This is a genomic window from Pseudomonas cerasi (assembly GCF_900074915.1).
In the GTDB taxonomy this organism is placed as follows: domain Bacteria; phylum Pseudomonadota; class Gammaproteobacteria; order Pseudomonadales; family Pseudomonadaceae; genus Aquipseudomonas; species Aquipseudomonas cerasi.
This window is the reverse complement of sequence record NZ_LT222319.1, coordinates 4,443,309-4,469,532: the sequence shown is the minus strand read 5'-3', so window position 1 is coordinate 4,469,532 and position 26,224 is coordinate 4,443,309. Positions and strand designations below refer to the sequence as shown.

Sequence of the window (26,224 nt, the reverse complement as noted above, 5' to 3'; positions counted from 1 at the left end):
ACTCATGCGTATCAGACATCAGTGAATCCGCTGGCATGATGGATTCAGACCAATCCATACCATCAGTGTTCGCCGGTACGACTCACGGCCTTGTGCAGAATCGCCGCCAGATCATCTTTGGAGTAGGGTTTCTGCAGCAGGTCGAAGCGGTGTGTTTCGTCCTGAGCGATCGTCGCGAACTCAGTGCTGTACCCGGTGGTAAGAACCACCGGCATCCACGGATAGCGCGCTTCGATTTCGGCGTACAGCTCCAGTCCGCTCATGCCCGGCATGGCGATGTCCGAGAACACCACATGAAAGTTTTCCGGGTTGCCGGAGAGCTCTTTCAGCGCCTCGGCGGCACTGCTCACCCAGAGCACCTGAAAGCCCAATTGCTCAAGCATCGGGCGTGTATAGGTGCCGATGTCCTGATTGTCCTCGACCATCAGCACGCACAGCCCTGGCAATGGGGGGAGGATATGGCGATTATCTTCCTGGATCACTTCGTGACGTTGTGCGCTGGGCAGGCACAGCGTGAAGCGGCTGCCCTTGCCCAGCTCGCTTTCAACCAGAACTTCACCGCCCGACTGTTTGGCAAAACCGAATACCTGCGACAACCCCAGCCCTGTGCCCTGGCCGACACTCTTGGTGGTATAGAACGGTTCGAAGATCAGCCCCAGCTTCTCCTTGGCGATACCTGCGCCGGTATCGGTCAGCGATACCCTTACATAATCACCCTCACCGAGTGAAGCGGGCTGATCGTCGGCAGCACAGGCAGCGCAATCAACCTTTATGACCAACTTACCCGCGCCGGACATGGCATCGCGGGCGTTGACCACCATGTTGACCAGCGCCGTGTCGAACTGGCTGCCGTCGGCAAAGATGAAGCACGGCTCGGCAGGCAGGTCGATGCTGACCTGAATACGTGCGCCGGTAAGCGTGTCCATCATCTCGCCAATGCGCGCCACACTCTTGCAGACATCGAACACTTCCGGCTGCAAGGCCTGGCGGCGGGCAAACGCCAGCAACTGTCCGGTCAGGCGAGCGGCTCGGTCTACCGTGCTGGAAATGGCCTCGACATACTTAACGCGACGGGACTCTTCGAGGTTTGGCGATTTCAACAGGTCGCTGCAGGAGCGGATCACCGTCAACAGGTTATTGAAATCATGTGCCACGCCGCCGGTCAGTTGACCGATGGCTTCCAGCTTCTGCGCCTGGTGCAGGGCGTCCTGCGAAAGCCGCAACGCTTCATTGGCCTCTTCCTCGGCCTGAATGTCACGGCCGACGGCATGGATGAATTGTTTGTCCGGCACGGCAGTCCAGGAGATGGTCCGGTACGACCCGTCCAGATGGCGATAGCGGTTCTTGAAGTGAGGAATAGTGCGGCCGTTCTCCAGCCCGCTCATGGCGGCCAGCGTACTTTCCACGTCTTCAGGGTGCACCAGTGCCAGGAACTGGCTGTTGAGCAGTTGCTCTTCCGACCAGCCCAGAGCCTGATTCCATGCCGGATTGACCGCCGAGACGATCCCGTCGAACTGCGCCACCAGCATCAGGTCGGTCGACAGCCGCCAGATACGATCACGGTCCTGGGTGCGTTCGATCACGCGCTGCTCGAGTGTCTCGTTGAGCGACAGCAACGCTTCTTCAGCGTCTCTGAGCTGGGTCATGTCTCGGGAAACACACAGAATCTTTTCCGGTTTGCCATCCTTGCCGAAAATCGGGCTGACCTGCACATGCCACCACTTGGTGGTGCCGGCCATGGTCTGCGCCGAGCCGATGAAGCTGGCGTTTTGACCCGATCTGGCCGCTTCGACCGCAGCGATGGCGTCCAGATTGCCCTGGTCCTGCCAGAAGTCGGGCCAGGGGCAGCCGCGAATCGCGTTGAAATCGCTGACTTCCATGATCCGCTGGCCGCCTTCGCTCATGAAGGTCAGGCGCGAGTCGAGGTCCAGCACCTTGATGCAGTCGTTGATGCTCGACAGCACACGGTCCGTGAACGCTTCGTTCTCCGACTGACGGGCTTCAGCCATGACCTGCGAAGTGGTTTCGTTGACCCGGCAGAATACCCCCTCGATCAGGCCGCTATCGCCGTACAGTGGAGAATAGGACAGCGACCACCAGGTCTGCTCGGGCTTGCCATTACGGACGATGGTGCGCTGAATATTGTCGGATCGGCGGCTTTGTCCGGCCAGCGCGTGCTCGGCGAGTGGCCGCACGGCGTCCCAGGCATCGCCCCACACCGAGGCAATGGGTTGGCCCTGCGCCTGTCGTGCCGCAATGGGCAGCACCTGAGAGTAAGCGTCATTGAAGAACAGAATGTAGTCAGGGCCCCAGAGCAGGTACATGCTATCCGGGCAACTGAGCATCAGGTTCATTGAAGACAGTAGCGCTGCGGGCCATGCTTGCTTCGGTCCAAGCGCGGACGTAGACCAGTCCGTCTCTCGGATAAACCGACCCATTTCGCCGCCTCCCAATGGGAGGTCGAGGGGAGTATTCACGGTAGAAAATGCCCCATCTTTCGGACTGTCAAAGTGAGCTGAATAGCCAGGCGGGTATGATGTCATTATGCCTTTCCAGTATCCAGCCATCACGACCGCACATGGCCGTGACAGTATGCAGACCCGGCGCTGCGGGAAATGTTCGGTTATCGCCGGAACAAGCTGTACGGAATCTGCGCAGCCCTCATTCGAGGAACGTTTCGCGTACCAGAGCATGGCGCTGCATCTTCTCGTTCAGCGTCCTTCGAGGCAGTTGCAATTCATTGAGCACCGCCTTGATGTCGCCTTTGTGACGGGCCAGCGAGGCGCGCAGGCATTGTGCTTCGAAGGCCTCCTGACGCGCCGCCAGCGAGTGCCCCGGCCATTGCGTATCAGGTTGCGGCAGGGCTTGCTCCAGCCCCAGGGCCTGGCGCTCGGCGGCATTGGCCAGCTCGCGCACGTTGCCTTGCCAGTCATGGCCGAGCAACTGACCTACATGTGCGGCATCCAGCGCTGGCGCTTCCCGGCCTACACGTTCGGCGGCGGCGCGGGCGAAGTGGCTGAACAGTTGCGCGATGTCTTCAAGGCGCTCGCGCAGCGGCGGCAGGCGCAGCTCGGCAACGTTGAGGCGGTAGGCCAGGTCTTCGCGGAAGCGCCCGGCACGCGCTTCTTCGAGAAGATCAGGCTTGGTCGCCGCGATGATTCGCAGGTCGACGTCGATACTCTGATTCGAGCCCAGCCGCTCAAGGCGCTTGTCCTGTAGAACGCGCAGCAGCTTGACCTGTTGCGCCATCGGCATGCTCTCGATTTCATCAAGGAACACCGTGCCGCCGTGGGCATACTCCAGGCGACCGACGCGCTTGCCCTGTGCGCCGGTGAAGGCGCCGCTCTCGTGGCCGAACAGCTCGGCTTCGAACAGGTGCTCCGGGATGGCCGCGCAGTTGAGTGCGACAAAAGGTTTGGCGGCGCGCGGCCCAAAATCATGCAGGCAGCGAGCGACCAGCTCCTTGCCGCTGCCGGTCTCCCCGCGGATGATCACGTTGACCGGCAGTTGCGCCAGTTCCAGCACCTGGCGACGCAGGGTCTGCATGCCGGGCGATACGCCGAGCAACGTGGCGTCCAGGCGGGTTCTGGCATCGGCCTGCTCATGCAGGCGGCGGTTTTCCAGCACCAGCTGGCGTTTCTCGAGGGCGCGCCGCAGGTTGCTGATCAGGGTTTCCGGGCTGAAGGGTTTTTCCAGAAAGTCATAGGCCCCTTCGCGCATCGCCTCTACAGCCATCGGCACGTCGCCATGGCCGGTCAGGAGGATGACTGGCAGGTCGCGGTCTGCGCCTTGCAGCCGGGTCAGGCCTCCAGAAAGTCATTGGGCAAGCTGAACCAGAACTCGGCACCGTCCGCATGGTTTTGCGCCGTCAGTTGTCCGCCCAGTTCATGAATGATGGCGTACGACACAGCCAGGCCAAGGCCCAGGCCGTCGCCTACCGGTTTGGTGGTGAAGAACGGATCGAAAATGCTCGGCAGATCCTTCGCAGCGATCCCGCTTCCGTTGTCCCTGACGCTGAGCCGCCACTGGTTGTCGACGGCGTCGATACGCACTTCAAGGCGCCTGGAGCGGCACTCGCGCATGGCGTCCAGCGCATTGCGCAGCAGGTTTATCAGTACCTGTTCCAGGCGGATGGCATCGCCGCGCCCCCATGCCGGACGTGACACATGCAGAACGCAGTGGACGTGCTCCTCGCGCAGGCGCGGGTCGAGCAGCAACAAGGCCTGATCGACCACCGTGGCCAGGTCCAGCCGTTCGCGCAGTCCGCTGGGGCTCTTGCGTGCGAAGGTCTTCAGGTGGCTGGTCAAGGCGGCCATTCGTGTCAGTTGCTGATCGACGGGAACCAATGCTTTGCAGGCTTCATCGATTCGGCCCTGATCGAGCAGCAGCCGCAGGGTCGCCAGTTGCATGCGCTGGGCGGTCAACGGCTGGTTGATTTCGTGGGCCAGCGCTGCCGACATCTGCCCCAGCGCCGCCAGTTTGGCCGACTGCACCAGACCGTCCTGCGCGGTTTGCAGATCACGCGTGCGTTCTTGCACCAGGCGCTCCAGTTCATCCCGGTTGCGCTCTCTCAGTCGCGCCAGTCGCCAGCGCTGATAGAGAAACAGACTCAGAAATACCAGCGCCAGCCAGATACCCGCGGCGGCCAGTCCTGCATTGCGAACGTCTTCACTGGCCGCGGGCGGCTTGCGCAGCAGATGCAGAGTCCAATTCTCATCCGCAAGGGGCAGCGACTGCCAGAGATAATCCGTGGTGCCGTCCGGGCCTTCGACACGGCTCAAATGACTGTTTTCGCTGAAGCTGTCGAGGACCCGGCTGCGTAGCGGTGACAATACCTTCTTGTCGTACTGGCGGGTGCGCAACAGGCTGGCACGATCTTCCACCGAGATTGGCAGCAGCTCGCGATAGCGCCAGCCTGGTTGATTGGCGATGAACACGATGCCTTTCTCATCGCTGACCAGCAGCAGGTCCTCACCCTGATCCCACTCCTGCTCAAGGCTCGGGAACTCCAGCTTCACGACCATCGCCCCCATGAACCCGCCGGTGTCGTTCAATACCGCACTGGACAGAAAGTACCCTGGAATTCCGGTGGTCACACCGACCGCATAGAAACGCCCGGTGCCCTTGGCGCGGGTTTGCAGGAAGTAGGGTCGAAAAGCGTAGTTGTGGCCGACATAGCTATTGGGCGTGCGCCAGTTGCTCGCGCCAATCGCCAGACCCTGCCGGTCGAGCAACTCCAGCGTCGACGAATGAGCCGCGCTGTTGATCTTTTCCAGCTTGAGGTTGAGGGCGTTCTGCACCTCACCGGTCACCGGGCCGCTCAGCGCGGCACGAATTTCCGGGTCCAGCGCCAGAACGGAGGGCAGGGCGCGATAGCGCTCGATCAGGGTGTGCAGGGTATTGGCATACAGTGCCAGCTGTCCTTCGGCACGCGCGGCATCTTCCGACATGGCGTGACGCTGCGCCTGACGCATCGCGAGCCCGGCGCACAGGGCCGCACCGGCCAGGATCAGCAGCACGTACAGGGTAATGCGCCAGTAGCGATGCTTGAGCGTCATGTCGCAGCCTGATCGGACCCTGTCGGCGCGTTCCCGAGCGAATGCTCACGAACGCGCCACGCGCAGGGTTTACAACAGATTGAAGGTCGCTTCTTTCACTGCTTGCGAGTCCAGACCGATCATTACCTTGAATTCGCCAGGTTCCGCCACGTGCTTGAGCTCGCTGTTGTAGAACTTCAGATCGTCTTCACTGAGGGTGAAGGTCACGACTTTTTCTTCTCCGGGCTCAAGCATTACCTTTTCGAAGTTCTTCAGTTCTTTTACCGGACGGCTGATCGACGCTGCCACGTCATGCAGATACAACTGCACAACGGTTGCACCGGCCACCTTGCCGGTATTCTTCACGGTCACGCTGGCAGTCACCTTGCCTTTGCGCGTCATGCTGGCGTCCGACAACTTGATGTCCGAGACGTCGAACTGGGTGTAGCTCAGGCCATAACCGAACGGAAACAGCGGGCCATTGGGCTCCTCGAAGTAGTGCGAGGTGTAGTTGCCTGGCTTGCCTTCGTGATACGGACGGCCGGTGTTCAGGTGCGCATAGTAGACCGGCAGTTGACCGATCGAGCGTGGAAACGACATGGCCAGCTTGCCCGACGGGTTGTAGTCGCCGAATAGCACATCAGCCACTGCGTTGCCGCCTTCGGTGCCCGGGAACCAGGTTTCGAGCATGGCGTCAGCCTGTTCCTGTTCGTCGACCAGAACCAGCGGACGGCCATTCATCAGCACCAGCACCAGTGGTTTGCCAGTGGCCTTGAGCGCCTTGATCAGGTCGCGCTGTTTGCCCGGAATGTCCAGGCTGCTGCGGCTGGCCGACTCATGCGACATGCCGCGCGACTCGCCGACCACGGCAACGATCACATCGGCCTGCTCGGCGACCTTGACCGCTTCGTCGATCATTTCCTGCGCCGGGCGCGGATCGACCTCTACTTCCTTCTCGATGAAGTTCAGGTAGTTGAGGACGTGTTCGTTGTCACTGACGTTGGCACCGCGCGCATAAACCAGCTTGGCCTTGTCGCCGACCGCGTTGGCCAGCCCTTCATACACCGTCACCGACTGGTTGGGACGACCCGCTGCCGACCAGCTGCCGAGCATGTCGAGGTGACTTTGTGCCAGTCCGCCAATCACTGCGATGGTGCCTTGTTTCTTCAGCGGCAGTGTCTCGTTCTGGTTTTTCAGCAGTACCAGTGTCTTGCGCGCCACATCGCGAGCTTCGGCACGGTGCAGGCGGTCATCGGAATAGGTATCGGCAGGGTCATCGGCAGCGACGCCGATGCGGCCGTAAGGCGAGGCGAACAGACCCATGTCGTACTTGGCACCCAGCACTTCACGCACGGCGTTGTCGATTTCCTTCATGGAAACTTCGCCGTCTTTCACCAGGCCAGGCAACTGCTCGCCATAGGCCGCGTCGTTCATGCTCAGGTCGACGCCCGCCTTGATCGCCAGCTTGGCGGCCTCGCGGAAATCCTTGGCCACGCCGTGGTCGATCAGTTCCTTGAGCGCACCGTGGTCGCTGATGGTCACGCCCTTGAAGCCCCAGTCCTTGCGCAACAGGTCCTGCATCAGCCATTTGTTGGAGGTCGACGGCACGCCGTTGATCGAGTTGAGTGCGACCATGATGCCGCCGGCGCCGGCATCGATGCCGGCCTTGTAGGGCGGCAGGTAGTCCTGGTACATGCGCGTCATGCTCATGTCCACGGTGTTGTAGTCGCGTCCGCCTTCTACTGCGCCATACAGGGCGAAGTGTTTGACGGCAGCCATGATGCTGTCATTGGCTGCGACGTTCTTGCCCTGGAAGGACCTGACCATCACGTCGGAAATGCGTGACACCAGGTAAGTGTCTTCACCGAAGCCCTCGGAGCTGCGGCCCCAGCGAGGGTCGCGGGAAATATCCACCATGGGGGCGAAAGTCATGTCGATGCTGTCGGCACTGGCTTCTTTGGCCGAGACCCGGGCCATCAGTGCGATGGCGTCCATGTCCCAGCTGGCGGCCATGCCCAGGCTGATCGGGAAAATCGTGCGATGACCGTGAACCACGTCGTAGGCAAAGAACATCGGAATTTTCAGACGGCTTTTGGCGACTGCGGCTTCCTGCAGCGGACGATTTTCCGAACGGGTAATGGAGTTGAACGTTCCGCCGATTCTTCCGGCGGCAATTTCCTTGAGAATTTGCGGCTGTGGCATTTCCGAACTGATACTGATGAGTCGTAACTGACCGATCTTTTCGTCCAGAGTCATTTGTTTCATGAGTTTGCCGATGAAGGCATTCTTGGCTTGAAGCGTTGTATTGTCCGTGGCGGCAGCGGTCTGGGCCATCACCGACTGACTGGCCATACCGACCAGCAAACCTAATAAACACAGCTTATTCATGAATGATTTCTCAAGGCTTTTGTCAGTAACTCGCGTTTAATGTCCGACAGCCAGTTTTTGGGTTATGGACCTTTGGCGTTATGGTTCGCACGGGATGCAAGGATAGTTGCTATCCGCTTCACTGTACGAAGTCTCCCCAAGGTGTGTACGAAAATGGCGGTTTGATTGATTTTTGTACAGACCCTGTCGATCAAATAGTGACCGGATCAGGTGTTGGCGGTGGATTATGCCGGGGAACTTGTGTTTTGGCTAAGGCGTGTCGTTTCAATGGATTCAAAAAACACCGGAGGTCTGGATTTTGAAGTCTGTTTCACAGTGGATGTTATACGTGGTGATGCTGTTGGGAGGGGTATTGCGTGCCGAGGCAGAGCCAGAAGCACTGGTTTTTCCGCCGATGACCGGCAGTGTGGTGGATGCCGCACAAATGCTCGACAGCCAGACTACGGTTCGTCTGGCGAGACTTCTAAGCGCCCACGAAAAGGCGACCGGGGAGCGTGTGGTGGTGGTGACCCTCGCGGATCTGCAGGGCACGAGCATCGAAGAGTTCGGCGCTCGACTCGGGGACACTTGGGGCCTGGGGCTGCACGGCAAGGATGACAGTGTTCTGCTGGTGGTCTATCGCGACAAGCGCAAGGTGTTCATGGAGGTCGGTGGAGCGCTGAAGGATCGTCTCAATGACGCCCAGGCTTCTCTGATCATCGACATGCTGATGACTCCGGAGTTTGACGACAACCGGTTTGCCGTCGGTATAGAGCGCGGTACACGTGCGATCATCGCGGCACTGGGCGGGCAGATCCCCGATTACCCCGAGCCGACAGGTCAGATGTCCGAATATGACGAGCAGACCAATGACGACCAGGTCTGGCTGATCGGTATCGTGTTGACCCTCATCGTTCTGGGGATTGTAATCATCAGCGTCAGAAGGAGCGGCGTCACCCGCCCCTCACGTGAAAGAGCCGCTGATCGCAGTGGTGGACGTTTCGGCGGTGGCGGTGCTTCCGGTAACTGGTAGTTGATTGATTCGGGAATGAGGGAACCATGGCTTTACTGAACAAAGACGAGCAGCGGCAGGTTGCCGAAGCGATCGACCGCGTCGAACAGCGCACTGACGCCGAGCTGGTCACGGTGCTGGCCTCACGTGCCGACGACTACGCCTACATGCCGCTGATCTGGGCCGGGCTGATCGGTCTGCTGCTGCCGGGTACGGTCAATTACTGCTTTCAATGGCTGAGCGCTGACGAGTTGATGCTGGCGCAGATGAGCACGTTCATTATCGTGGCGCTGGCGTGCCGCATCCCGAAAGTATCCGCCTTGCTGGTGCCGGTCTCGGTCAGACGCTGGCGTGCCGGCAACCTCGCGCGTCGGCAGTTCCTCGAACAGAACCTGCACAAGACCCATGACGGCACCGGCATTCTGGTATTTGTCAGCGAGGCCGAGCGTTATGTCGAAATTCTGGTCGACCATGGCATCGCCAGTCGTCTGCACGACGACACCTGGAAGGCGATGGTTGATGTGTTTACTCAGCAGGTTCGGGACGGGCAGATTCTGCAGGGATTTCTGGGTTGTATTCACGCCTGTGGCGAGTTGCTTGCCGATCACGTTCCTGTGACTCATGGCAGGAATGAGCTGCCCAATCGGCTGGTGGTGCTGGGGTAAGGCCAAAAGGCAGGTGTCGAGTTTATCGACACCTGCCTTTCTTGAACCCGTGCGGGTCAGACGATACGCTTTACGTCGTAAAACGATTTTATGTAAGTCTGCAGTTGTTCGACCTGCTGGCTGATCAGCGTCGAAGTATCAACGGGCGACGTTATCTGATCCAGAAAATGGTAGAGCGATTGATAAACTTTTTTCGCCTCTTGTACCCAAAGCGCTTTGCTCTGCGCAACGCCTGCGAGCGCTGTCAACTCGTCGAGTTTTTCTTTGATTGCCTTTGCTTCCCGGGTAGCCGTGCGGGAATCGTCGAGCAGAGCGTTATAGCGCGACCTCAGTCGGTCGCGTTCTTCAATGAGGTCAAGGTATTTCAAGGCGCTGCTGACCTTGTCGAGTAATTTTCCGAGTCTGGCAATCCCGGCGTTGACCAACTCAAGTTCCGGCGATGTCATGTTGACCAGCTTGAGCTCCTCCGGAGTAGGCAGCATTTCCTTGAACACATCGGCAAGGTTGTATTTTTCAAATGTCGTGATCGTTGTATCAAGCAGGCGTCGGTCTGCAGCGATTAAAGCCATTGCGCTTTCCAGCGTGGCTGAGCGCTGGCTTATGCTGTCGATCTGTTGCTGGAGTGTTTCCAGCAAACGATTATTTTCCAGCGTCAGGTTGATCTGCGCCATATCATCGCTGTGTCCGGCAATCGCTTGAGCGCTGCGGCGCACCACGGCGGTGAGATTCGATACCTGCCGAATGCGCTGCCCGTTCAGCTGGCTGATCGCTTGTTGTTTCTGTTTGTCGCTGAGCCTTGTGTCGGCTTCAATCAGTTGTTGTTTCTGATCGATCGACTTCAGGTATACGTTATTCAGCTGTACGGTGACAGTGGCCAGTGCCTGGCTATAGACCTTGTCTGCACTTATCAAGGCGTCCTGAAGCGGCCGCATTTTTTCTTTCATGACCGGCAGAAAGTCCAGCTTCAGCGCGGTCACGTGCGCAAGAATATTCTGGCGGGCGGTTTTCATGACTTCAGTGTCAGGCGGGGTGAGGATCAACAGCTCACCCAGGGTTTCAGTGCTCATGATTATCGTCCTATTACAATGACGGGTTGCTGTTCGCGTTTAAACTGATCCAGCGCACTATTAAATATCTTCAATAGCTCAGTCGTTTTGCCTTTTATTTCCAGCCACGGCATGACAACGCCGTGAAACTGCATGGCGAAAATCAGCAGTGCCTGATCGTCTCTGATCGCCGCCAGTTCGTTTGCGGAACTGTCTATGTAGGCGGCCAATAGGGCCCAGAGGTCTTTCAGGTGAGTGGCGCCCTTATGAGCGTCCAACATGCGAATATACATATCATCAAACAGCAGTTGCAGGCTGCGCACGGCGGCTGCCAAGGGGATTTTTTCCTTGAGTATTTGAACTTTCTGACGCTTGGACGCTACCATTCGATTTTTTTCTTTTCGAATTTTTTCCGCGTTGGCGCCAAAAATACCTCCGGTTATAGCGACCCCGATGGGGCCGCCGAAAACACCCCAGGCAATATTATTCAGTGTGTTTTTATACTCTTTGTTTTTCTGCTCGATTTCTCTCGTCAGCTGTTCGATATCTTGTTCCAGCTCCTTGATTTGCTGGTCCAGGTCCGAGCGCGTTGCCAGTTTTACCTTGTCATTGATGCCGGGAATGAGCTGGACGCTCAGAACGGTGCTGAACGTATCGATGTGTTGCGCCAGCGTTTGCGCAGCGTGCTGATGGTTTTTTATTTGTGACGCGGTTTTCTTCAGAAATTCGGCCAGCGTGACACAGACCCTCTGATCAGTTTCACCCAGAGGTACCGGAGGCGTGTTGCGGACCTCTTCAATGGATAAATCGGCAACGGTCAGATCCAGCTGTCTGGCAAAATCCATCTTTTCAATGTAGTTGATGATCTGCTGACCCTGCCCCGAGAACTGTGCGGCAAACAGGTCAATGTTGGTTCCGGTGCGCTTGATGCCATTCTCGATCCCCGACCAGCTTTTGCCGTGACTGTTAATGGCCTTGTAGGTCTTCAGCATGTCTTCAGGCTCAAGCCCGGGAATGCCACTTTTGGTAAAACCCAATTGCTGTTCGACGCGAGCGAGTGACGTGGGGATATTAAGAGCATGTCGTTCGTAACGCTTCAGGCTAAGAATGTCTTCCTTGGTTAGAACAAGGCCGGCGCTTCGGCCACCACTTTTTTCATCATCAAAGACAGCGTTCAGATACTCTAAGGGTTTCAAGGTAATTCGAGCGATGTTTTCGTTTTCCAACAGTGCTGCTTGACTCAACATAATGCACGTTCCTTGTGCGAGTTATTCCAGTAGAACAAAGGACTCTAGAAGTGTGTTCTGATTGTCTGTAATCAGCCAAGGCGACTATAAAGATGTTTGTATGCCGTGCAAGTAATGGCGCGTCGTTTTTGACAAGGATTACTTTACCATTTATGTGCGTTTCTTCAGGGCGTGTACGACCGCGCGAACAGTGTGTGTAGTCCCTGAAAAATAGGGGTGCCCATGACGCGCTGACGCGCCTAAAATGCCGGTCTGATTTTTCGAGTCCCGGACGGGACGCTTGAGGCACATTTTCAATGTCAGTCATTACCTCCACGTCACCCATCGCTGCGACTGATCATCGCGCGCAGTTCCTTGGCCTGCTGGAGACCAGTCTGTCGCAGAACTCGTTGATCAAGCTGGTCCTGGCCAAATACGTGGGCAGCGAGGCCGATCTGCAGCGCGTTATCATCAAGCCGCTGACCGTCAAGGAACAACCGTGCCTGAGCTTCGTGTATCGCTACAAGACTCGTGACATCACCAAGAATTTTTCGCTTGCTGAAGCAGTAGCTGTTATTGCCAGCCTGATCCCTGAATCGTTCAAGAACGCGCACCTGTTGTCGCTGACCGACGAGGTGCAGCTGGAATACAGCAAGAAGGGCAAGACCACGCTGTTCAAAAGCAAGGCGCAGCAGGAGCGTCAGGCCCCTTCAGCCGGACATGACCGCGAGAAGAAGCGCTACCTGGAACTGACCCGGCCGTTCCTGACCGACTTGGGTGTGACCAATCGCCAGCATGAGCTGATCCCGGCCATGTCGCGCAAGTGGAAGCAGATCAACAAGTTCATCGAAGTGTTTTCCCATGCCTTGAGCTCATCGCCACTCAAGCTGGATCAGCCGATCAAGGTCGCGGACTTTGGCTCAGGCAAGGGCTACCTGACCTTCGCCATTCACGATTACCTGTGCAATACCTTGCAGGCGCAAGGGCAAGTGACCGGCGTCGAGTTACGTGAGGACATGGTTACCTTGTGCAACAACGCTGCGGCGGGCCTTGAACATCCCGGCCTGACGTTCCAGCACGGTGATGTGCGTACTGTCGCGTCCAGCGCGCTGGATGTGATGATCGCGCTGCACGCCTGTGACATCGCGACCGATTACGCCATTCATATGGGCATTCGTTCCGGTGCCTCGATCATCATGTGCTCGCCGTGCTGCCACAAACAGATTCGTCTGCAGATCCAGAGTCCTGCCTTGTTGAAACCGATGCTGCAATACGGTCTGCACATGGGACAGCAGGCAGAGATGGTCACCGACAGCCTGCGCGCGCTGTTGCTGGAAGCATGCGGTTACGAAACCAAAGTGTTCGAGTTCATCTCGCTGGAGCATACCAACAAGAACAAGATGATCCTCGCGGTCAAGCGTGCCGAGCCGGTCGATCCGGCCCAGTTGCTGGCACGCATTCAGGAGCTCAAGACGTTCTATGGCATCAGCGAGCAGTGCCTTGAAACGCTCCTTGAGGCGGACGGTTTCATCGGCTGAAACAGCCACCCTGCGCCAGCAGACCGAAGAGTCTTCGACCAACGGTCTGCCAGTGGGCTGCTTCGTTGCTCCAGGTCAATGGTTGTACCTCGCGCAAGGCGGATGCTTGAGCTATCTCCAGGCATCCCACGAGGGTCCGTCATGATCAGCACTTTTTTCATCCCCGCTGTGAACATCATCGGCACTGGCTGCATTGATGAAGCCATGCTCGCCATACGCAACTACGGATTTCGCAAGGCCCTGATCGTCACGGATGTGGGCCTCGCCAAGGCAGGAGTGGCCAGTCAGATCGCCGGGCTGCTGGTGGAGCAGGGCATCGACTCGGTCGTGTACGACGGTGCCCGCCCCAACCCGACCATCGCCAATGTCGAGAACGGTCTTGCCTTGTTGCAGGAGCGCCAGTGCGATTTCGTCATCTCGCTGGGCGGCGGCTCGCCCCACGACTGCGCAAAAGGCATTGCCCTGTGCGCGAGCAATGGAGGGCATATCAGCGACTATGAAGGCGTCGACCGTTCGGCAAAACCGCAGTTGCCGCTGATTGCCATCAATACCACCGCCGGAACCGCAAGTGAAATGACCCGCTTCTGCATCATCACCGACGAAGCCCGGCACGTAAAAATGGCGATCATCGACCGCAACGTCACGCCGCTGCTGTCGGTGAATGACCCCGAAATGATGGTCGCCATGCCCAAATCGCTGACCGCCGCCACCGGTATGGATGCTTTGACTCACGCAATCGAAGCCTATGTCTCCACGGCTGCCAACCCGATCACTGATGCCTGCGCGTTGCAGGCCATGGCGCTGATCGCCAACAATTTGCGCGACGCATTCAACAACGGGGCAAACATCACTGCTCGCGAGAACATGGCCTATGCCCAGTTCCTGGCCGGCATGGCGTTCAATAACGCCTCACTGGGTTACGTGCATGCCATGGCGCACCAGCTGGGCGGCTTTTATGATTTGCCTCACGGTGTATGCAACGCGGTACTGCTGCCACATGTGCAGCGCTTCAACGCCAGCGTCAGCGCTGCACGCCTGACCGACGTTGCACACGCCATGGGCAGCAATATCCGTGGGCTCTCTCCGGAAGAGGGCGCCCAGGCGGCCATCGACGCCATTCGTGCATTGTCAGCTGCCGTGGAAATCCCGGCAGGCCTTGCTACGCTGGGCGTCAAGGAAGAAGACTTCCCGATGCTGGCCACCAATGCCCTGAAAGATGCCTGTGGCCTGACCAATCCGCGTCCTGCCGATCTTGAGCAGATTCAGGATATATTTCGCCAGGCACTTTAATTCTTTCTGCAAAAAGGCTCGCAATGGACATGCTTCGGCCCTACACCCTCGCAGATCGTGAGCGTTGTCTGGATATCTTCGACACCAACGTCCCACGCTACTTTGATCCAGTGGAGCGCAAGCAATTTGCCAGTTTTCTGATGGCTCCGCTGGGCCAGTACTTTGTCGCCGAGCGTGACGGCGAGGTTGTTGCCTGTGGTGGCTATCTGGTGTTGTCAGACCCGGAAGTGGCAGAGCTGACCTGGGGCATGGTCATCAGCGATCGCCACGGCAGCGGCCTTGGCAGATTTCTGACCGAGGCCCGGCTGCAGCGCATGCGGTCTTTACCGGGCGTCACCCGAGCCTTTATCGATACCAGTCAGCATGTTCAGGGGTTCTACTCGAACCTGGGCTTTGCTGTTGTCTCGGTCGATGTCGACGGGCATGGGCGCGGGATTGACAGCGTCAGGATGGAGCGAGAGGTTTTCGTGAGCAAGGGCGCCTGAACGGCGGCTGACCAGCACCATGGAAGCGGAGCAGGCCAGGCCGCAGTCCGTTTAGCATCTAGATTGTCCTCGCGATTCCCGCGAGCATGACGGGAAGCTCAACCGATGACGCCCCTGCGTTCTCTTTTGCAAAGCGGCTATCTGAAGATCGCTGCCACTCTGGTTCTGCTCCTGTCAGGAGCGCAATGCTTGCGCGCAGCAGACATACCTGATGGCTTTGCCAAGGGCGTGACCGGCGGAGGCTCCGCTGCTGCCGTGCATCCCTCCACGCTGGATGAACTTCGATCAGCGCTCTGCTCGTCTCATGACTCACACGGGGTCTGCACCGATGACACACCGCGAGTGATTGTACTGGACCGCACGTTCGACTTCCGCACGAGCGTGATTGCCAACGGCAATACAACAACCACTGAGTCTGGCTGCGTCGTGAAACCTTGCCCGCAGGGGGGTGAGCAACTTGCACTGAATGGTGCGAACAACTTCTGCCAATCAAGGCCGCCCGTTATGGTGACCTACGATAACGCGGGGCTGAAACCACTGAAAGTCGGCTCCAACAAGACATTGATCGGGCTTGGCGACAAGGCAGGCATTCAGGGCGCTGGGCTGTTCATTGGCGACGGCGCGCATAACGTGATCGTTCGCAACCTGACGCTTTCGGATATCAATCCACGTGTCGTATGGGGCGGCGATGCGCTGACCCTGAACAAGGCTGATGGCGTCTGGATCGATCACAATACCTTCGCGCGGATCGGTAGACAGATGATTGTTACGGGCTGGGGCTCTGCGTCACACATCACCATTTCCAGCAATGAGTTCGACGGCCGAACGCCTTACTCGTCTACCTGCGATGGCCATCATTACTGGGTATGGCTGTTCCTCGGCAGTCAGGACACGCTGACGCTGTCGAGAAACTACGTACACGACACCTCCGGCAGAGCACCGCATTCAGGCGGTATGAACAATGCGCAGGTTCGTGCCCAACTGGTCAACAATGTCTTTCAGCGTATGACCTACCAAGGCGCAATCATGTCGCGGACCTCATCCTCACAGCTGCTGGTCGAGGGAAACGACTTCGAGAACGTAGCCCACCCACTGTTCAACGATACGGATCAGCCAGGTACGGCATTCGCCTTGTTCGATCCGGTTTCAGCGGCTGCAAACAACGTGTGCATGAGCGTGATCGGCAGGCCTTGTGTGGCGAATCGGCAACAGGATAGCGGCGACGACTATCGCCCGCAGGACGCTTCTGCCTTGCAGGCGTTCCGCGAGTATCGGCAGTACTTGGTGGTGCCGGTTTCGGCGCAAGAAGCCAAGGCGCGGGTGCCGGGAGAGGCGGGGGTGGGGAAGGCCAGTGCCGGTCTACTGCGATGACTTCGATGTTTGAGTTGCATTGACGTGTTTCTGGGTTTTGCTATCTGAGAGTGGAGGCGGGGAGAGGGGGAGTTTTGAACGGCAAGGGGGAGGAATTTCAGGAGTGCAGAGCAGATTTTGTGAAAGACTGAAATGGAGCGGGTAGAGGGAATCGAACTCTTATAGGACAGATCCGACACCAATCTGTGTAGGTGTGTAGGTGGCTTATGCAGGCAAGCCATTGATTTACGTGCCTTGCAGGTCTCGCCTATACAAAATTCTCTATGTTCACAGGTGAGCAATATGTGCATAGTCCGTAGGATTCATGTGAGTGATCCATTGCAACTGTCATGACAACGCCGTGGCCGAGAGCTTTTTCCAGCTTCTAAAGCGGGAACGGATCAAGCGGAAAATCTACACCACGCGGGAAGATGCTCGCAGTGATGTGTTTGATTACATCGAGATGTTCTCCAACGCAAAACGCCGGCATGGTTTCAACAATCAACTGTCACCGGTAGAGTTTGAAAAGCGTTACGCAATGAGCTTGCAAGGTGTCTAGAGAATCCGGGGCGATTCAGTTAGACGAGGGTGTCCACCTATACGGTAGCCATTCCTTGAATACGCGCGTGCCGGACGATAGGGTTGAGCTGCGGCTACTCATTTGGAGTCTCAAGGACAATTTATGTACCCACGAGCCATCCTGTTCGATTTAGATAACACCCTGACAAACCGTGCCTTCAGTATTCTGCGGTACGCCAAAGTGTTCCTGACCGATTTCGGCCATCAAATGAAGTTTGTGACGTTGGACGACATCGGAAAGCTTATTCTTCGTGAAGACAACGGCGGCTACCTTTCTCCTGAATCTAAATTTACCTCTATCCGTGAAGCGGTAGGCCAGACGCTTGCCCACGACCTGCCATGGTTAGCACCGAAGGCGCCACAGGTCTTAATCAATCACTGGATGAACCATTTCCCATCCGCCACAGTACAGATGCCCGGCGCTCTGGATTTGATCCTAGAGTTAGAAAGCAGGGATATTAAGGTTGGTGTTATTTCCAACGGTGCTGAAAGGTCGCGCAGGCAAACTATAGCCGCATTGCCCTTTGCCAAATCAGTTAGCACGGCAATTAGCTCGGAAGCGTTTGGGATGGCTAAGCCAGCGTCCGATATCTTCCGAGCAGGGGCTGCACAGCTAGGGAAACTCTGAAAAAGACTTCCAAATCTGGTGAAATACGCCAGTCCCAAGCACTGAACGGTTGAGTCCCGATGAAGCAGATGTCCTTCGCTGACGCCGAATACGCTGGCAAACGCAAACAAACCCGCCGTGAACGCTTCCTGATCGAGATGGATCAGGTCGTGCCCTGGAATGGCTTGGTCAAACTGATCGAGCCACACTATCCAAAGGGCGAAGGTGGTCGCCCTGCCTATCCGTTGATGGCGATGTTGCGGGTTCATCTGATGCAAAACTGGTTCGGCTACAGCGATCCGGCCATGGAAGAATCGCTCTACGAAACCACAATTCTGCGACAGTTTGCAGGACTGCACCTGGATCGGATTCCGGACGAAACCACGATCCTCAATTTCCGCCGACTGCTGGAGAAACATGAGCTGGCCGGTGGGATTTTGCAGGTCATCAATGGCTATTTGGGCGACCGTGGTTTGTTGCTGCGCCAGGGCACCGTGGTCGATGCAACGATCATCCATGCGGCGAGTTCGACCAAGAACGAGGACGGAAAACGTGACCCTGAAATGCACCAGACGAAGAAAGGAAATCAATATTTCTTCGGGATGAAAGCGCACATCGGTGTCGATGCCGAATCCGGTTTGGTGCATAGCGTGGTGGGCACGGCGGCGAATGTAGCTGACGTAACTCAGGTCGACCAGTTACTGCACGGAGAAGAAACTTACGTCTCTGGCGACGCGGGCTACACCGGTGTCGAAAAGCGTCCCGAGCATCAAAATCGCCAAATGATATGGTCGATTGCAGCGCGGCCCAGCAGTTATAAAAAGCATGCAAAGGAAAGTCTGATCGGGCGCATGCGTCGCAAAATCGAATACGCGAAAGCTCAACTGCGCGCCAAGGTTGAGCATCCGTTTCGAGTGATCAAACGCCAGTTTGGTTATACGAAAGTACGCTTCCGAGGCCTGCTGAAAAACACTGCGCAGCAGACCACGCTATTTGCTCTGTCCAATCTGTGGATGATGCGAAAACGACTGCTGAATACAGGAGAGGTGCGCCTGTAATGTGGACAATTGACGCTAAAAAGCGCTTGTCCGAAGAAAAAAGAGGAGTTGGGCGAGGCAAAGGTCTGATTTTCGATTGAAACGACGTTTTTTGAAACTTTGAAGCAACGGGAGGGTTAAAAAGTCTGCCTACTTCAGACCTTCCCTAGGTTTTCTTCCCGAGCAGTGTTGGTTTGTAGGCGACCATCCCTTGAATGACTACCAAGGTGCAAAAGCAGCAGGAATGTACGCCGTGTGGTTTCAAGGGTTTCATTCATGGCCCGAAGGCATCATTCCAGCGGAATCTTCTATAACTTCGCTGGATGAACTACCCAATCTAATCTCACAATGGTCACCTGGATTAGGCGCTAGGTGATATGTCCGTCTTAAGCTCTGGCGGGCTGCCTCCCAATGCAATGCATTGGGTCGCCCATGACATACGTGGGCAACGTGGCGGCCAGGCAGGTGACGATGGCGTGCTGCACTCGATTGCAATCTTGATACTCGTCGACAAGGACGCGCGAATAGGTCGATTGCAGTACTTGATCAAGATGCCTAGCCCTCAACAGCGCGAGGGCAGCTGCACGGATGGCGGGGTAGTCATTGGCGCGGTTCGTCAGCAGCATGATTGCCGGGTCGTGGCCACTCCTGCCTGGGAACCTGCTGATCAGCTTCATGGTGAACCCATCAAGCGTGGCAATTCGGAATGAGGTCGGTGCCACCCTGGCCCGAGCCATCCGGGCGCGAAGGGCTGTGACCCCGGCGTTGGTATGGGTGAGGACACTCAAGTCGACTTCGCTCAAGCATTGAAGGCCTTTCATGAGCCAAGCAAGATATGCTTTATCATTGTCGGAGTCTGGCTTGAAGCGGACAAGCTGACATCTCTGAATAATGATCTTGATGGCCGCATAACATCCGTCAATGCTGATAGTTGGCATGATGAAGATATAGACAATCTCTTCAAGACCAGTGAGGAAATGCTCAACTTGGTTTTTGCACACTCCTTCAAGGAAGAGGTAAAGAAGTATTGTAGGGGCAACGTATTTCTGGTTCAGCAAATTTGCCTAGTCGCGTGCGAGCAACAAGGTATTCATCGCCGTCAAGAGTTGGCTGTATTGGTAGCTAGCGAACTGGACGTGCGCGCAGAAATAAAGGATATATTAGAAAGCCAGACGGGACGCTATACAAAATTCCTAATGGATTTCTCTGTTGGTTTTGGCACGACAGGATTTGAACTTTATAAGTGGATTCTCTGTCCTCTAATAACCTTCAGTGATGGGGTTTTAGCAAATGGACTAACCGCCCAAGCCCTGAGGCGCTTTTTAGAAAAATGGCACCCAAGTGGCAATCAGATAAAAATTGGTAGGATATTAGCGGCGCTTGCAAAAGTTATTGACCTTCAACAAGAGAAAAAGATCTCACCGATAATTATCGAATATGATCAGACGCGATCTCGACTAAAAATTGTCGATAAAGGGTTTCTGGTGTGGAGGGAGTTCCAGGAAATTGATGATTTCCTTAGTCTAGCGGATTTAGCTGATGAGTATAAGCTATCCTCTCAGGCATAGAGGGCTAGCCATTTAAAGTACATCATCACAACGAAGGCTCAGGATTTATTACATTCAGGGTAGCGTCCCCAAGTACAGACGAACTCCCAGAGCAGTTTCCTTTCAAGATGTTTGATATAGGCGGTTGTGTAGGGAGACCCCATATCTACAGGGCAGGCAGATACCCATAAGTGATCATGCGGGGTAGTCTCAAGCAGCATTAGTCTGAAAGTATTGCCACCCGAATGGCCCGGACGCTCACTGAATGCAGATGTATTAAACTGGCGGAGGCGATCTGCTAGCGTCTGCCCTGTGGTTTCTCCTATATAAATTATGAAATCATTGTTTACCCTAAAGTTGTCCGGCTTCTTTTTGCTCCTAGCGATGAAGTAGACCCCAGGCAGATTCCTCCCTGGAATTTCACTACGACCAGACCAGGGGTGCCATTCACAAAAACCTACCTCGCCCTGCATTTTCATTGGCTCCTATTCTGCACTATTGTTGCTAGAGCCAGCCAGGCCTGAGCTACTCGATAAGCTTGTGGTTTGAACTACCGAAAAACAGCTACGATCCTTTTCCTCGGAAAGAAACTTTTGTGCGCTTTCAAAGGAATAGAATGCACCGAACATTATTGAGAAATAAAACCCTATTATCAGAAGCCCCGCTTCCGCCAAGGCAAATTTACCGTGCCTAGCTAAATAAATTATGGTTAGCCTATTTTTCGTTTTTAGGTTTTGAACTGGTAGGCTGTCGAGGTAGGGCTTCAGGCCAGGAGTCGTACCGCGTTTAAATTCCACAAAGAAATTTTTAATGTTGGCGTGAGCCGCCAGCCAGAGCAACAACAGTATCACAGTTGTTATAAACCCCATCGGAAAAGCATTTTTGTAGTCATGCTTTAAGATCAGAGCGTTAAATTTTCCACCTGAGACAGCGACTAAAATCATTAAAAAAAACTGGATGGAAGTGTTGCGAAGGAACTCTAAAAAATGTTTTCTGCCATCACCTAACACCCACATGATCATTCCCTGCAATATATTCTGATGAGATGACGCTAAGCCTGCTTAGATTCAGCAGGATGCGCGTTTCGAGCGCACTGTAAAGCTAAGCCGTAGGCGTCTGCCAGGTGAGGCGCAATACATCCCTCCATGCTCATATGCTGTGTCATCACGTTGGAGTGATCAGCATCATCCAATTTACGATGAAAAATCAGCCAACTGTGCAGGTGCGGAGTCGTCTGCGTGGGATGGCTCCCCGCTGCCGCCGAAAGCTTTCTAGCACCCTGATCGTCGGTCATCACAGCTAAACCACGACTCATTGCAAATGCGATAGAGGACAACTCCCCCTTTCCAAGACGCCTAAGGTTTTCCAATCTACTCATGGCTTGGAGATCATCAAGACTGCAAGCGTGTACCGGGAACTGACCCTTTTCACGCGCGTCAATTAGTCGACGCTGTAGCTCTCGGCTAGCGTTGGTTGGTGACGTTCTGGGCTTCACTAGACACTCGTAGTTCACGAATTCGGTGACGCAGAAGTGGCATTGCGCTGCCAGCGCAGCACGGTACAGGGTGCTAGACGAGAGAACATTCCACACCGAACAGGTGTCTGTCACATTGATCAAATGAAAGCGGGATGGGTCAATGGCCATTGCGCGATCTTCCATAAAGGCTGAGCAGCTCTTGAAGGCCTCCCAAGTCACTAAGCAAGGCTTCAGCCAATCGACCTTGAGTGATGATGCCACGGCTCTGAGCGTCTAGGCACAGCGCGACGTAGCTATCAGATAACCCCCTTTCCAGTAACTTAGCCTTTCGCTCACGCTGTTGCTTCGTCAATTGGGCCGGCAATTCTGGGTCAATCTTCAGTTCACGAGGAACGCGGTACGACTTTATCCTCTGGAATGCATGCTCGCTAATTAAGCCCTCTGACTTCAGGCCTATGCCCAAGGCAACGCAGCTGACTCGCAACTCATGAGCCCAATACTGGGTATTTTCCTGTGTCCATTGCTCAGGGTTGGGAAGCTGTCGGAGGATTTCTGAAGGCATCAGATACCGGGAGGCAAAGGTGTTTGCTCTCACTTCGACTAGGTCAGCCTTAGTCGCACGGGAGTAGGTAATACTGGGGCCACCCTGCGCATCGAAAAGAGCGTGAGCAAATTCATGCGCAGCGCTAAACCGCTGCCGGTATACGTCTTCGCTGTAGTTGACCAGAATGCACTTCCCAGCCGTGGGGTGAGCCAGGAAAAGCCCCGAAATGTTAGAGTTACCAAGCTTTCTACGGAGCACATGCACGCCGGTTTGGCGAATCTCCTGATACACATCGCGAGGCACGGCGTTTGTGGGGTGCTGATTGAAAAGGCGAAAGGCTTCAGCCGCTCGGACTCCATCATTCTTAAAATTCCCAGAAGCCTGCGGCAACGGAAATTCGAGCTTCATAGCGTTCAACTCACTCATCAGGAAGTCCTCTGTTTCGCAGAGGTACAGGAATTCTTGGACAGCTCTACGATCCTCCTTGATGAACTCAGCTCCGTGCCTGCGATACAGGATTTCGGTCTGCTCAAAGGGGGCGAGCGGCTCGTTCGAGATGAAGAATTTAAAGTTGCAGTGGTAGAGATCGGCCAGGATAAGCACTTCATCACCCGTAGGCGCCTGAGAGCCGGCTTCAACTGACTGCAGGCGCTCAAGGGGGATGTGGGTGACCGCACACACTTCTTCCTCGCTCATCGCAAGCTGCTTGCGATACCGAGACAGCTTTGAACCTAAAGCTGTTAGATTCATTGCTACACCCACTCTCCTAATCGGGAAGGCCTGATCCTAAATGCATCTGGCACAGTCTGGCTATAGCCCCCAGCCGAAAACCGTAGAGCAGTTAGGGAAGCTCCGAACAAGTCAGCACAGGTCAGATGGCCTGTGCTGACTTGATCGGAATCCCTAAAAGGGGAATACCATGAGCATCACAAAACAGCGCTTTGTCATTATCGGTGGTTGGTCGGGGATGGGCTTGGCCTTAGCGAAAAAGGTGGTTCAGGAAGGGGGGAGGTCGTGCTTTGCGGTCGGAGCTCCTGCAAGCTGGAAAATGCGGTGTCCACCCTGGCCGAGCAGGGAAGCGTTCCGAGCTACCAGGCGTTCGACGCCGGTGTCAGCCAGGACGTGATCAATTCTTCCATCGCGATCGGCACCTACGATCATCTCCTCGTGACCGCTGCAGACCTGTCCTTCGCACAGTTAGCCCAACTCAACACCAACGACATTCAACACATGCTTAACACGAAGTTCTGGGGCCTGTAAACGCCGCGAATTACTGCCTGAACTTCATCAACCGCAAAAGCTCGGTCACCTACTTCTCTGGCCTGGCGGCTTATCGTCCAGCCGTTGACACTAACATCGTCGCAGCGTTGCATGCGGGTTTTGAAGGCTTCTCGATGGCTCTGGCGTTGGAGGTCAAACCGCTGCGCGTCAATGTGATCTCCCTAGGTGTTGTTGATACCCCGACCTAGAGCGTCTTGTCGGAGCAGGATCGTGCTGGCCTGTTCGATCAGGTGGGTTCGGGGCTGCCGGGCGGACAGGTAGAGCGTGCTGATGATCTCGCTGATGCTGTCCTCTCGCTGGTCGAGAGCGAGTTCATCAATGCGGCTGTGTTGCACGTGGATGGCGGCGGTCGTATCGCCTGATGGTATTGGTATGAAGTGTCTAGGGCTGGCCTGACGCAATGTATGGCCGGCCCTTTTCGATTCAACACGATCCAATTGTCTGGAAAATCGACTTTTCGTAGGGAGGAGGCTGGGCTGATCGCAGGTTGAGCTTTTTCGAAGGCTCAGGCACTGGTATGCAGTGTTGTGCGGCACCCAATTGGCATGGGTGTACGAGTCATCACGTTTGTGAGTGAGGTCGTTTCAGAATTTCTAGGGAAGGAGAGGGAGTTCCGAGGGATTCAAAGCACTAGGCAGAAAGGCTGGAAGTGCTCTAGATCAAGAAATGTGGAGCGGGTAGAGGGAATCGAACCCTCAACTAAAGCTTGGGAAGCTTTCGTTTTACCACTAAACTATACCCGCTCTGAGAGCTGCTCTGAGCGGCTGACTTTGTACCAGAACCCTGCCCTGATTTGAAGCGCTAATTTCACTGCGCAGCGCTTTGCCTCCTGATACTCACCCCGAAAACCAACCGCCAGATGATACTGCTGCGCAGCTGACGGTGGCTTCGTGTGCGGTTTTCAGAAGGTCAGGGACTGGTAGTCCTGAGCGCGGTTATGGGTGCTGCGTGACTCCTGTCGCGGTTGCAGGAAGTTCATAAGCACCTGTTTCGAGTCACGGCAGGCGGCCTTGTGTTCCATGTCCAGAAAGTGGCCGGTAGCGTCGATGGTGCTGAAGCAGCAGTCGCGCAGGTATCTGGAGAAGTGGGCGGCGTCGTTTGCGCAGGTGTATTCGTCCAGGGCTCCGTTGATGAACAGCACGGGGACGGTGATGTTCTTGCCTGCGGTCAGGTAATTGTCCGGGTCGAGCTCCAGGACCTGGCTGAAGTGGTAATGCATCTGGTCATACTCGTGAGCATCCAGGCTGCTGATATGACGGAAATTGAAGCGCTTGAACAACGCAGGCAGATGCTTGCCGACGGTGTTGTTGATCAAGTGGCCCATGTCATAACGGCTATGCGCGCCCAGGTGCGTGATGCCGTGACACAGGTAGTCATGCATCTTCTCGTTGATCACTGGGGAGAACGAACTGATTACCGCGCTTTCGATGCGTTTTGGCCGATGCGCCAGGGCAACCAGCGTGGCCGCTCCGCCCCATGAGAACGACAGCACGTGCTCGGCGTTGAAGTGATCGATCAGTTCCAGCAACAACTGACCTTCTTCTTCCCGGGTCAGTGGCGCGCCATGCAGGTTGTGCGGTTTGGATTTGCCTGAATAGGGCTGGTCGTAAAGCACCACGTTGAAGGTCGGGTAGAGGTTGCGGACGGTCTGGGTAAATGAAGCGGTGGTGGCCAATGAGCCGTTGACCAGAATGATTGTCTTGGCGGCGGTATCGGTGCGATAGAGTTCGGTATAAACCCGAAACTGTCCTTGTATGTCGAGCACTGCTTTTTCTGGCGACATAGGTGTCACTCCTGGCGTAGACAGGTATGCGTACCTATGACGTTGCACAAGTTTCGTGACAGACAGGCGATAGTCGATCAAAAGCCTGTGCCGATCCGACCAGCGTTTGTCAGGCGGCCATGACGTTCAAAACAGGTCGATTTCCCCGACGTTAAGCGCGCGGTAGCTGCCGGGGCGCAGGTCGTGGTCCAGCGCCAGCGCGCCGATGTTTTCCCGATGCAGGCGCAACACTTTGTTGTCGAAGTGGCCGAACATTCGTTTCACCTGATGATAGCGGCCTTCGACAATGCTCAGGCGCGCACTGCGCGGCCCCAACAAGGTCAATTGCGCCGGCTGTGTGGTGATGTTCTCGAATGCGAAATATAGGCCTTCGGCAAACTTCGCGGCGTAGCGCTCGTCGATCGGTTGCTCGGTCTCGACGTAATACACCTTGGGCATTTTGGTCTGTGGCTGAGTCAGTCGTCGCGACCATTGACCATCGTTGGTTATCAGCATCAGGCCGGTGGTGTTGAAGTCAAGCCGTCCGGCGATGTGCAGTTCGTGCTTGTCAGGCTCGTCCAGCAAGTCGAGTACGGTCGGATGCTGCGCATCGCTCGTCGCGCTGACACAGCCTTCGGGCTTGTGCAGCATGAAGTAGCGGGCAGCTTTGCCTGCCTGGAGGATTTCTTCGTCAAGCGCCACACAACTGAATTCGCGTACTTCGTGATGCGGGCCGCGGGTTGCCTGGCCGTCTACCTGCACTCGTCCGCTTGCCAGCGCCAGGCGCACTTGTTGACGATTGAAGCGTGGCAAGTTGCTGAGGAAACGATCAAGGCGCATGGCGATAACAGCGAGCGGAGTATGGTGTGCGCAT

21 protein-coding genes, 1 tRNA gene and 4 pseudogenes are annotated in these 26,224 nt (G+C 56.0%); 14 read left to right on the top strand and 12 right to left on the bottom strand.

Translation table 11 applies throughout. From position 1 onward, the window contains the following. Positions 1-62: 62 nt before the first annotated feature. The 4 genes and pseudogenes from PCPL58_RS22200 to bglX form a co-directional block, all read right to left on the bottom strand. A complete protein-coding gene (locus PCPL58_RS22200; RefSeq protein ID WP_083188469.1) occupies positions 63-2,438 on the bottom strand; it encodes a PAS domain-containing protein in 2,376 nt (791 codons plus the stop codon). Between the two features lie 223 nt (positions 2,439-2,661). Next, positions 2,662-3,804 (bottom strand): annotated as a pseudogene (locus tag PCPL58_RS22195) (sigma-54-dependent transcriptional regulator); the annotation flags it as partial. Continuing rightward, on the bottom strand, positions 3,801-5,558 hold the full coding sequence (locus PCPL58_RS22190; RefSeq protein WP_065350456.1) for an ATP-binding protein: 1,758 nt from the start codon (positions 5,556-5,558) through the stop codon (positions 3,801-3,803). The pseudogene PCPL58_RS22195 and the gene PCPL58_RS22190, both read right to left, overlap by 4 nt. Before the next feature lie 69 nt (positions 5,559-5,627). Beyond that, positions 5,628-7,925, bottom strand: a complete 2,298-nt coding sequence (gene bglX, locus PCPL58_RS22185) for a beta-glucosidase BglX (protein WP_060708217.1) — start codon at positions 7,923-7,925, stop codon at positions 5,628-5,630. A gap of 319 nt (positions 7,926-8,244) precedes the next feature. On the opposite strand from bglX, the gene PCPL58_RS22180 reads away from it, so the two are divergent. Further along, positions 8,245-8,937, top strand: a complete 693-nt coding sequence (locus PCPL58_RS22180) for a TPM domain-containing protein (RefSeq protein WP_032609151.1) — start codon at positions 8,245-8,247, stop codon at positions 8,935-8,937. A gap of 26 nt (positions 8,938-8,963) precedes the next feature. Further along, positions 8,964-9,581, top strand: a complete 618-nt coding sequence (locus PCPL58_RS22175; RefSeq protein ID WP_003431360.1) for a TPM domain-containing protein — start codon at positions 8,964-8,966, stop codon at positions 9,579-9,581. A 56-nt stretch (positions 9,582-9,637) separates the two neighbouring features. On the opposite strand, the gene PCPL58_RS22170 is transcribed toward PCPL58_RS22175, so the two are convergent. Together PCPL58_RS22170 and PCPL58_RS22165 are read right to left on the bottom strand one after the other, a co-directional pair. Next, on the bottom strand, positions 9,638-10,654 hold the full coding sequence (locus PCPL58_RS22170) for an alpha-xenorhabdolysin family binary toxin subunit B (RefSeq protein WP_065350455.1): 1,017 nt from the start codon (positions 10,652-10,654) through the stop codon (positions 9,638-9,640). Further along, the gene (locus tag PCPL58_RS22165) at positions 10,651-11,874 is read right to left on the bottom strand and encodes an alpha-xenorhabdolysin family binary toxin subunit A (protein ID WP_065350454.1); all 1,224 of its coding nucleotides are present in this window, start codon (positions 11,872-11,874) and stop codon (positions 10,651-10,653) included. The genes PCPL58_RS22170 and PCPL58_RS22165 overlap by 4 nt, the downstream gene beginning before the upstream one ends. Positions 11,875-12,170: 296 nt before the next feature. Here PCPL58_RS22165 and PCPL58_RS22160 point away from each other — a divergent pair, with 296 nt between their 5' ends. From PCPL58_RS22160 to PCPL58_RS30040, 8 genes and pseudogenes are all read left to right on the top strand, one after another. Next, positions 12,171-13,391: a class I SAM-dependent methyltransferase gene (locus PCPL58_RS22160; protein ID WP_065350453.1), complete on the top strand. Its 1,221-nt coding sequence runs from the start codon at positions 12,171-12,173 to the stop codon at positions 13,389-13,391. Between the two features lie 141 nt (positions 13,392-13,532). Next, positions 13,533-14,681, top strand: coding sequence for an L-threonine dehydrogenase (gene yiaY, locus PCPL58_RS22155; protein ID WP_065350452.1), 1,149 nt, complete (start codon positions 13,533-13,535; stop codon positions 14,679-14,681). Positions 14,682-14,704: 23 nt separating this feature from the next. Next, a complete protein-coding gene (locus PCPL58_RS22150) occupies positions 14,705-15,166 on the top strand; it encodes a GNAT family N-acetyltransferase (RefSeq protein ID WP_065350451.1) in 462 nt (153 codons plus the stop codon). Between the two features lie 105 nt (positions 15,167-15,271). Beyond that, on the top strand, positions 15,272-16,537 hold the full coding sequence (locus PCPL58_RS22145; protein WP_065350450.1) for a pectate lyase family protein: 1,266 nt from the start codon (positions 15,272-15,274) through the stop codon (positions 16,535-16,537). Between the two features lie 322 nt (positions 16,538-16,859). Beyond that, positions 16,860-17,075 (top strand): annotated as a pseudogene (locus tag PCPL58_RS22140) (IS3 family transposase); the annotation flags it as partial. Positions 17,076-17,198: 123 nt separating this feature from the next. After that, positions 17,199-17,723 (top strand): HAD family hydrolase, encoded by a 525-nt coding sequence (locus PCPL58_RS30045; protein WP_232002847.1) that lies wholly within the window; start codon positions 17,199-17,201, stop codon positions 17,721-17,723. A 59-nt stretch (positions 17,724-17,782) separates the two neighbouring features. Beyond that, positions 17,783-18,760: an IS5 family transposase gene (locus tag PCPL58_RS22130; protein WP_065348561.1), complete on the top strand. Its 978-nt coding sequence runs from the start codon at positions 17,783-17,785 to the stop codon at positions 18,758-18,760. Between the two features lie 157 nt (positions 18,761-18,917). Beyond that, positions 18,918-19,115 (top strand): annotated as a pseudogene (locus PCPL58_RS30040) (HAD family hydrolase); the annotation flags it as partial. A gap of 34 nt (positions 19,116-19,149) precedes the next feature. Here the strand turns inward: PCPL58_RS30040 and PCPL58_RS22125 are convergent. Further along, positions 19,150-19,560, bottom strand: a pseudogene (locus tag PCPL58_RS22125) (UvrD-helicase domain-containing protein); the annotation flags it as partial. Between PCPL58_RS22125 and PCPL58_RS22120 the strand changes: the two are divergent. Then, the gene (locus tag PCPL58_RS22120) at positions 19,510-20,307 is read left to right on the top strand and encodes a hypothetical protein (RefSeq protein ID WP_065350447.1); all 798 of its coding nucleotides are present in this window, start codon (positions 19,510-19,512) and stop codon (positions 20,305-20,307) included. The pseudogene PCPL58_RS22125 and the gene PCPL58_RS22120 overlap by 51 nt on opposite strands. 464 nt (positions 20,308-20,771) lie before the next feature. On the opposite strand, the gene PCPL58_RS22115 is transcribed toward PCPL58_RS22120, so the two are convergent. Further along, the gene (locus PCPL58_RS22115) at positions 20,772-21,302 is read right to left on the bottom strand and encodes a hypothetical protein (RefSeq protein ID WP_157893925.1); all 531 of its coding nucleotides are present in this window, start codon (positions 21,300-21,302) and stop codon (positions 20,772-20,774) included. A gap of 618 nt (positions 21,303-21,920) precedes the next feature. Continuing rightward, positions 21,921-23,003, bottom strand: coding sequence for an ImmA/IrrE family metallo-endopeptidase (locus PCPL58_RS22105; protein WP_232002845.1), 1,083 nt, complete (start codon positions 23,001-23,003; stop codon positions 21,921-21,923). A gap of 357 nt (positions 23,004-23,360) precedes the next feature. On the opposite strand from PCPL58_RS22105, the gene PCPL58_RS22100 reads away from it, so the two are divergent. From PCPL58_RS22100 to PCPL58_RS31125, 3 genes are read left to right on the top strand one after another with little or no spacing between them, the layout of a single operon-like run. Continuing rightward, positions 23,361-23,567, top strand: a complete 207-nt coding sequence (locus PCPL58_RS22100; protein ID WP_157893924.1) for a hypothetical protein — start codon at positions 23,361-23,363, stop codon at positions 23,565-23,567. Further along, complete coding sequence (locus PCPL58_RS32800; RefSeq protein ID WP_157893943.1) at positions 23,555-23,776, top strand: SDR family oxidoreductase; 222 nt, start codon at positions 23,555-23,557, stop codon at positions 23,774-23,776. The genes PCPL58_RS22100 and PCPL58_RS32800 overlap by 13 nt, the downstream gene beginning before the upstream one ends. 6 nt (positions 23,777-23,782) lie before the next feature. Further along, positions 23,783-23,950, top strand: coding sequence for an SDR family oxidoreductase (locus PCPL58_RS31125; RefSeq protein WP_157893923.1), 168 nt, complete (start codon positions 23,783-23,785; stop codon positions 23,948-23,950). A gap of 307 nt (positions 23,951-24,257) precedes the next feature. Here PCPL58_RS31125 and PCPL58_RS22095 read toward each other — a convergent pair. From PCPL58_RS22095 to PCPL58_RS22085, 3 genes are all read right to left on the bottom strand, one after another. Further along, a tRNA-Gly gene (locus PCPL58_RS22095) sits at positions 24,258-24,331 on the bottom strand. Between the two features lie 158 nt (positions 24,332-24,489). Beyond that, positions 24,490-25,371, bottom strand: a complete 882-nt coding sequence (locus tag PCPL58_RS22090; protein ID WP_065350442.1) for an alpha/beta fold hydrolase — start codon at positions 25,369-25,371, stop codon at positions 24,490-24,492. Positions 25,372-25,497: 126 nt separating this feature from the next. Next, positions 25,498-26,190 (bottom strand): pseudouridine synthase, encoded by a 693-nt coding sequence (locus PCPL58_RS22085; RefSeq protein ID WP_065350441.1) that lies wholly within the window; start codon positions 26,188-26,190, stop codon positions 25,498-25,500. Between the last annotated feature and the right edge of the window lie 34 nt (positions 26,191-26,224).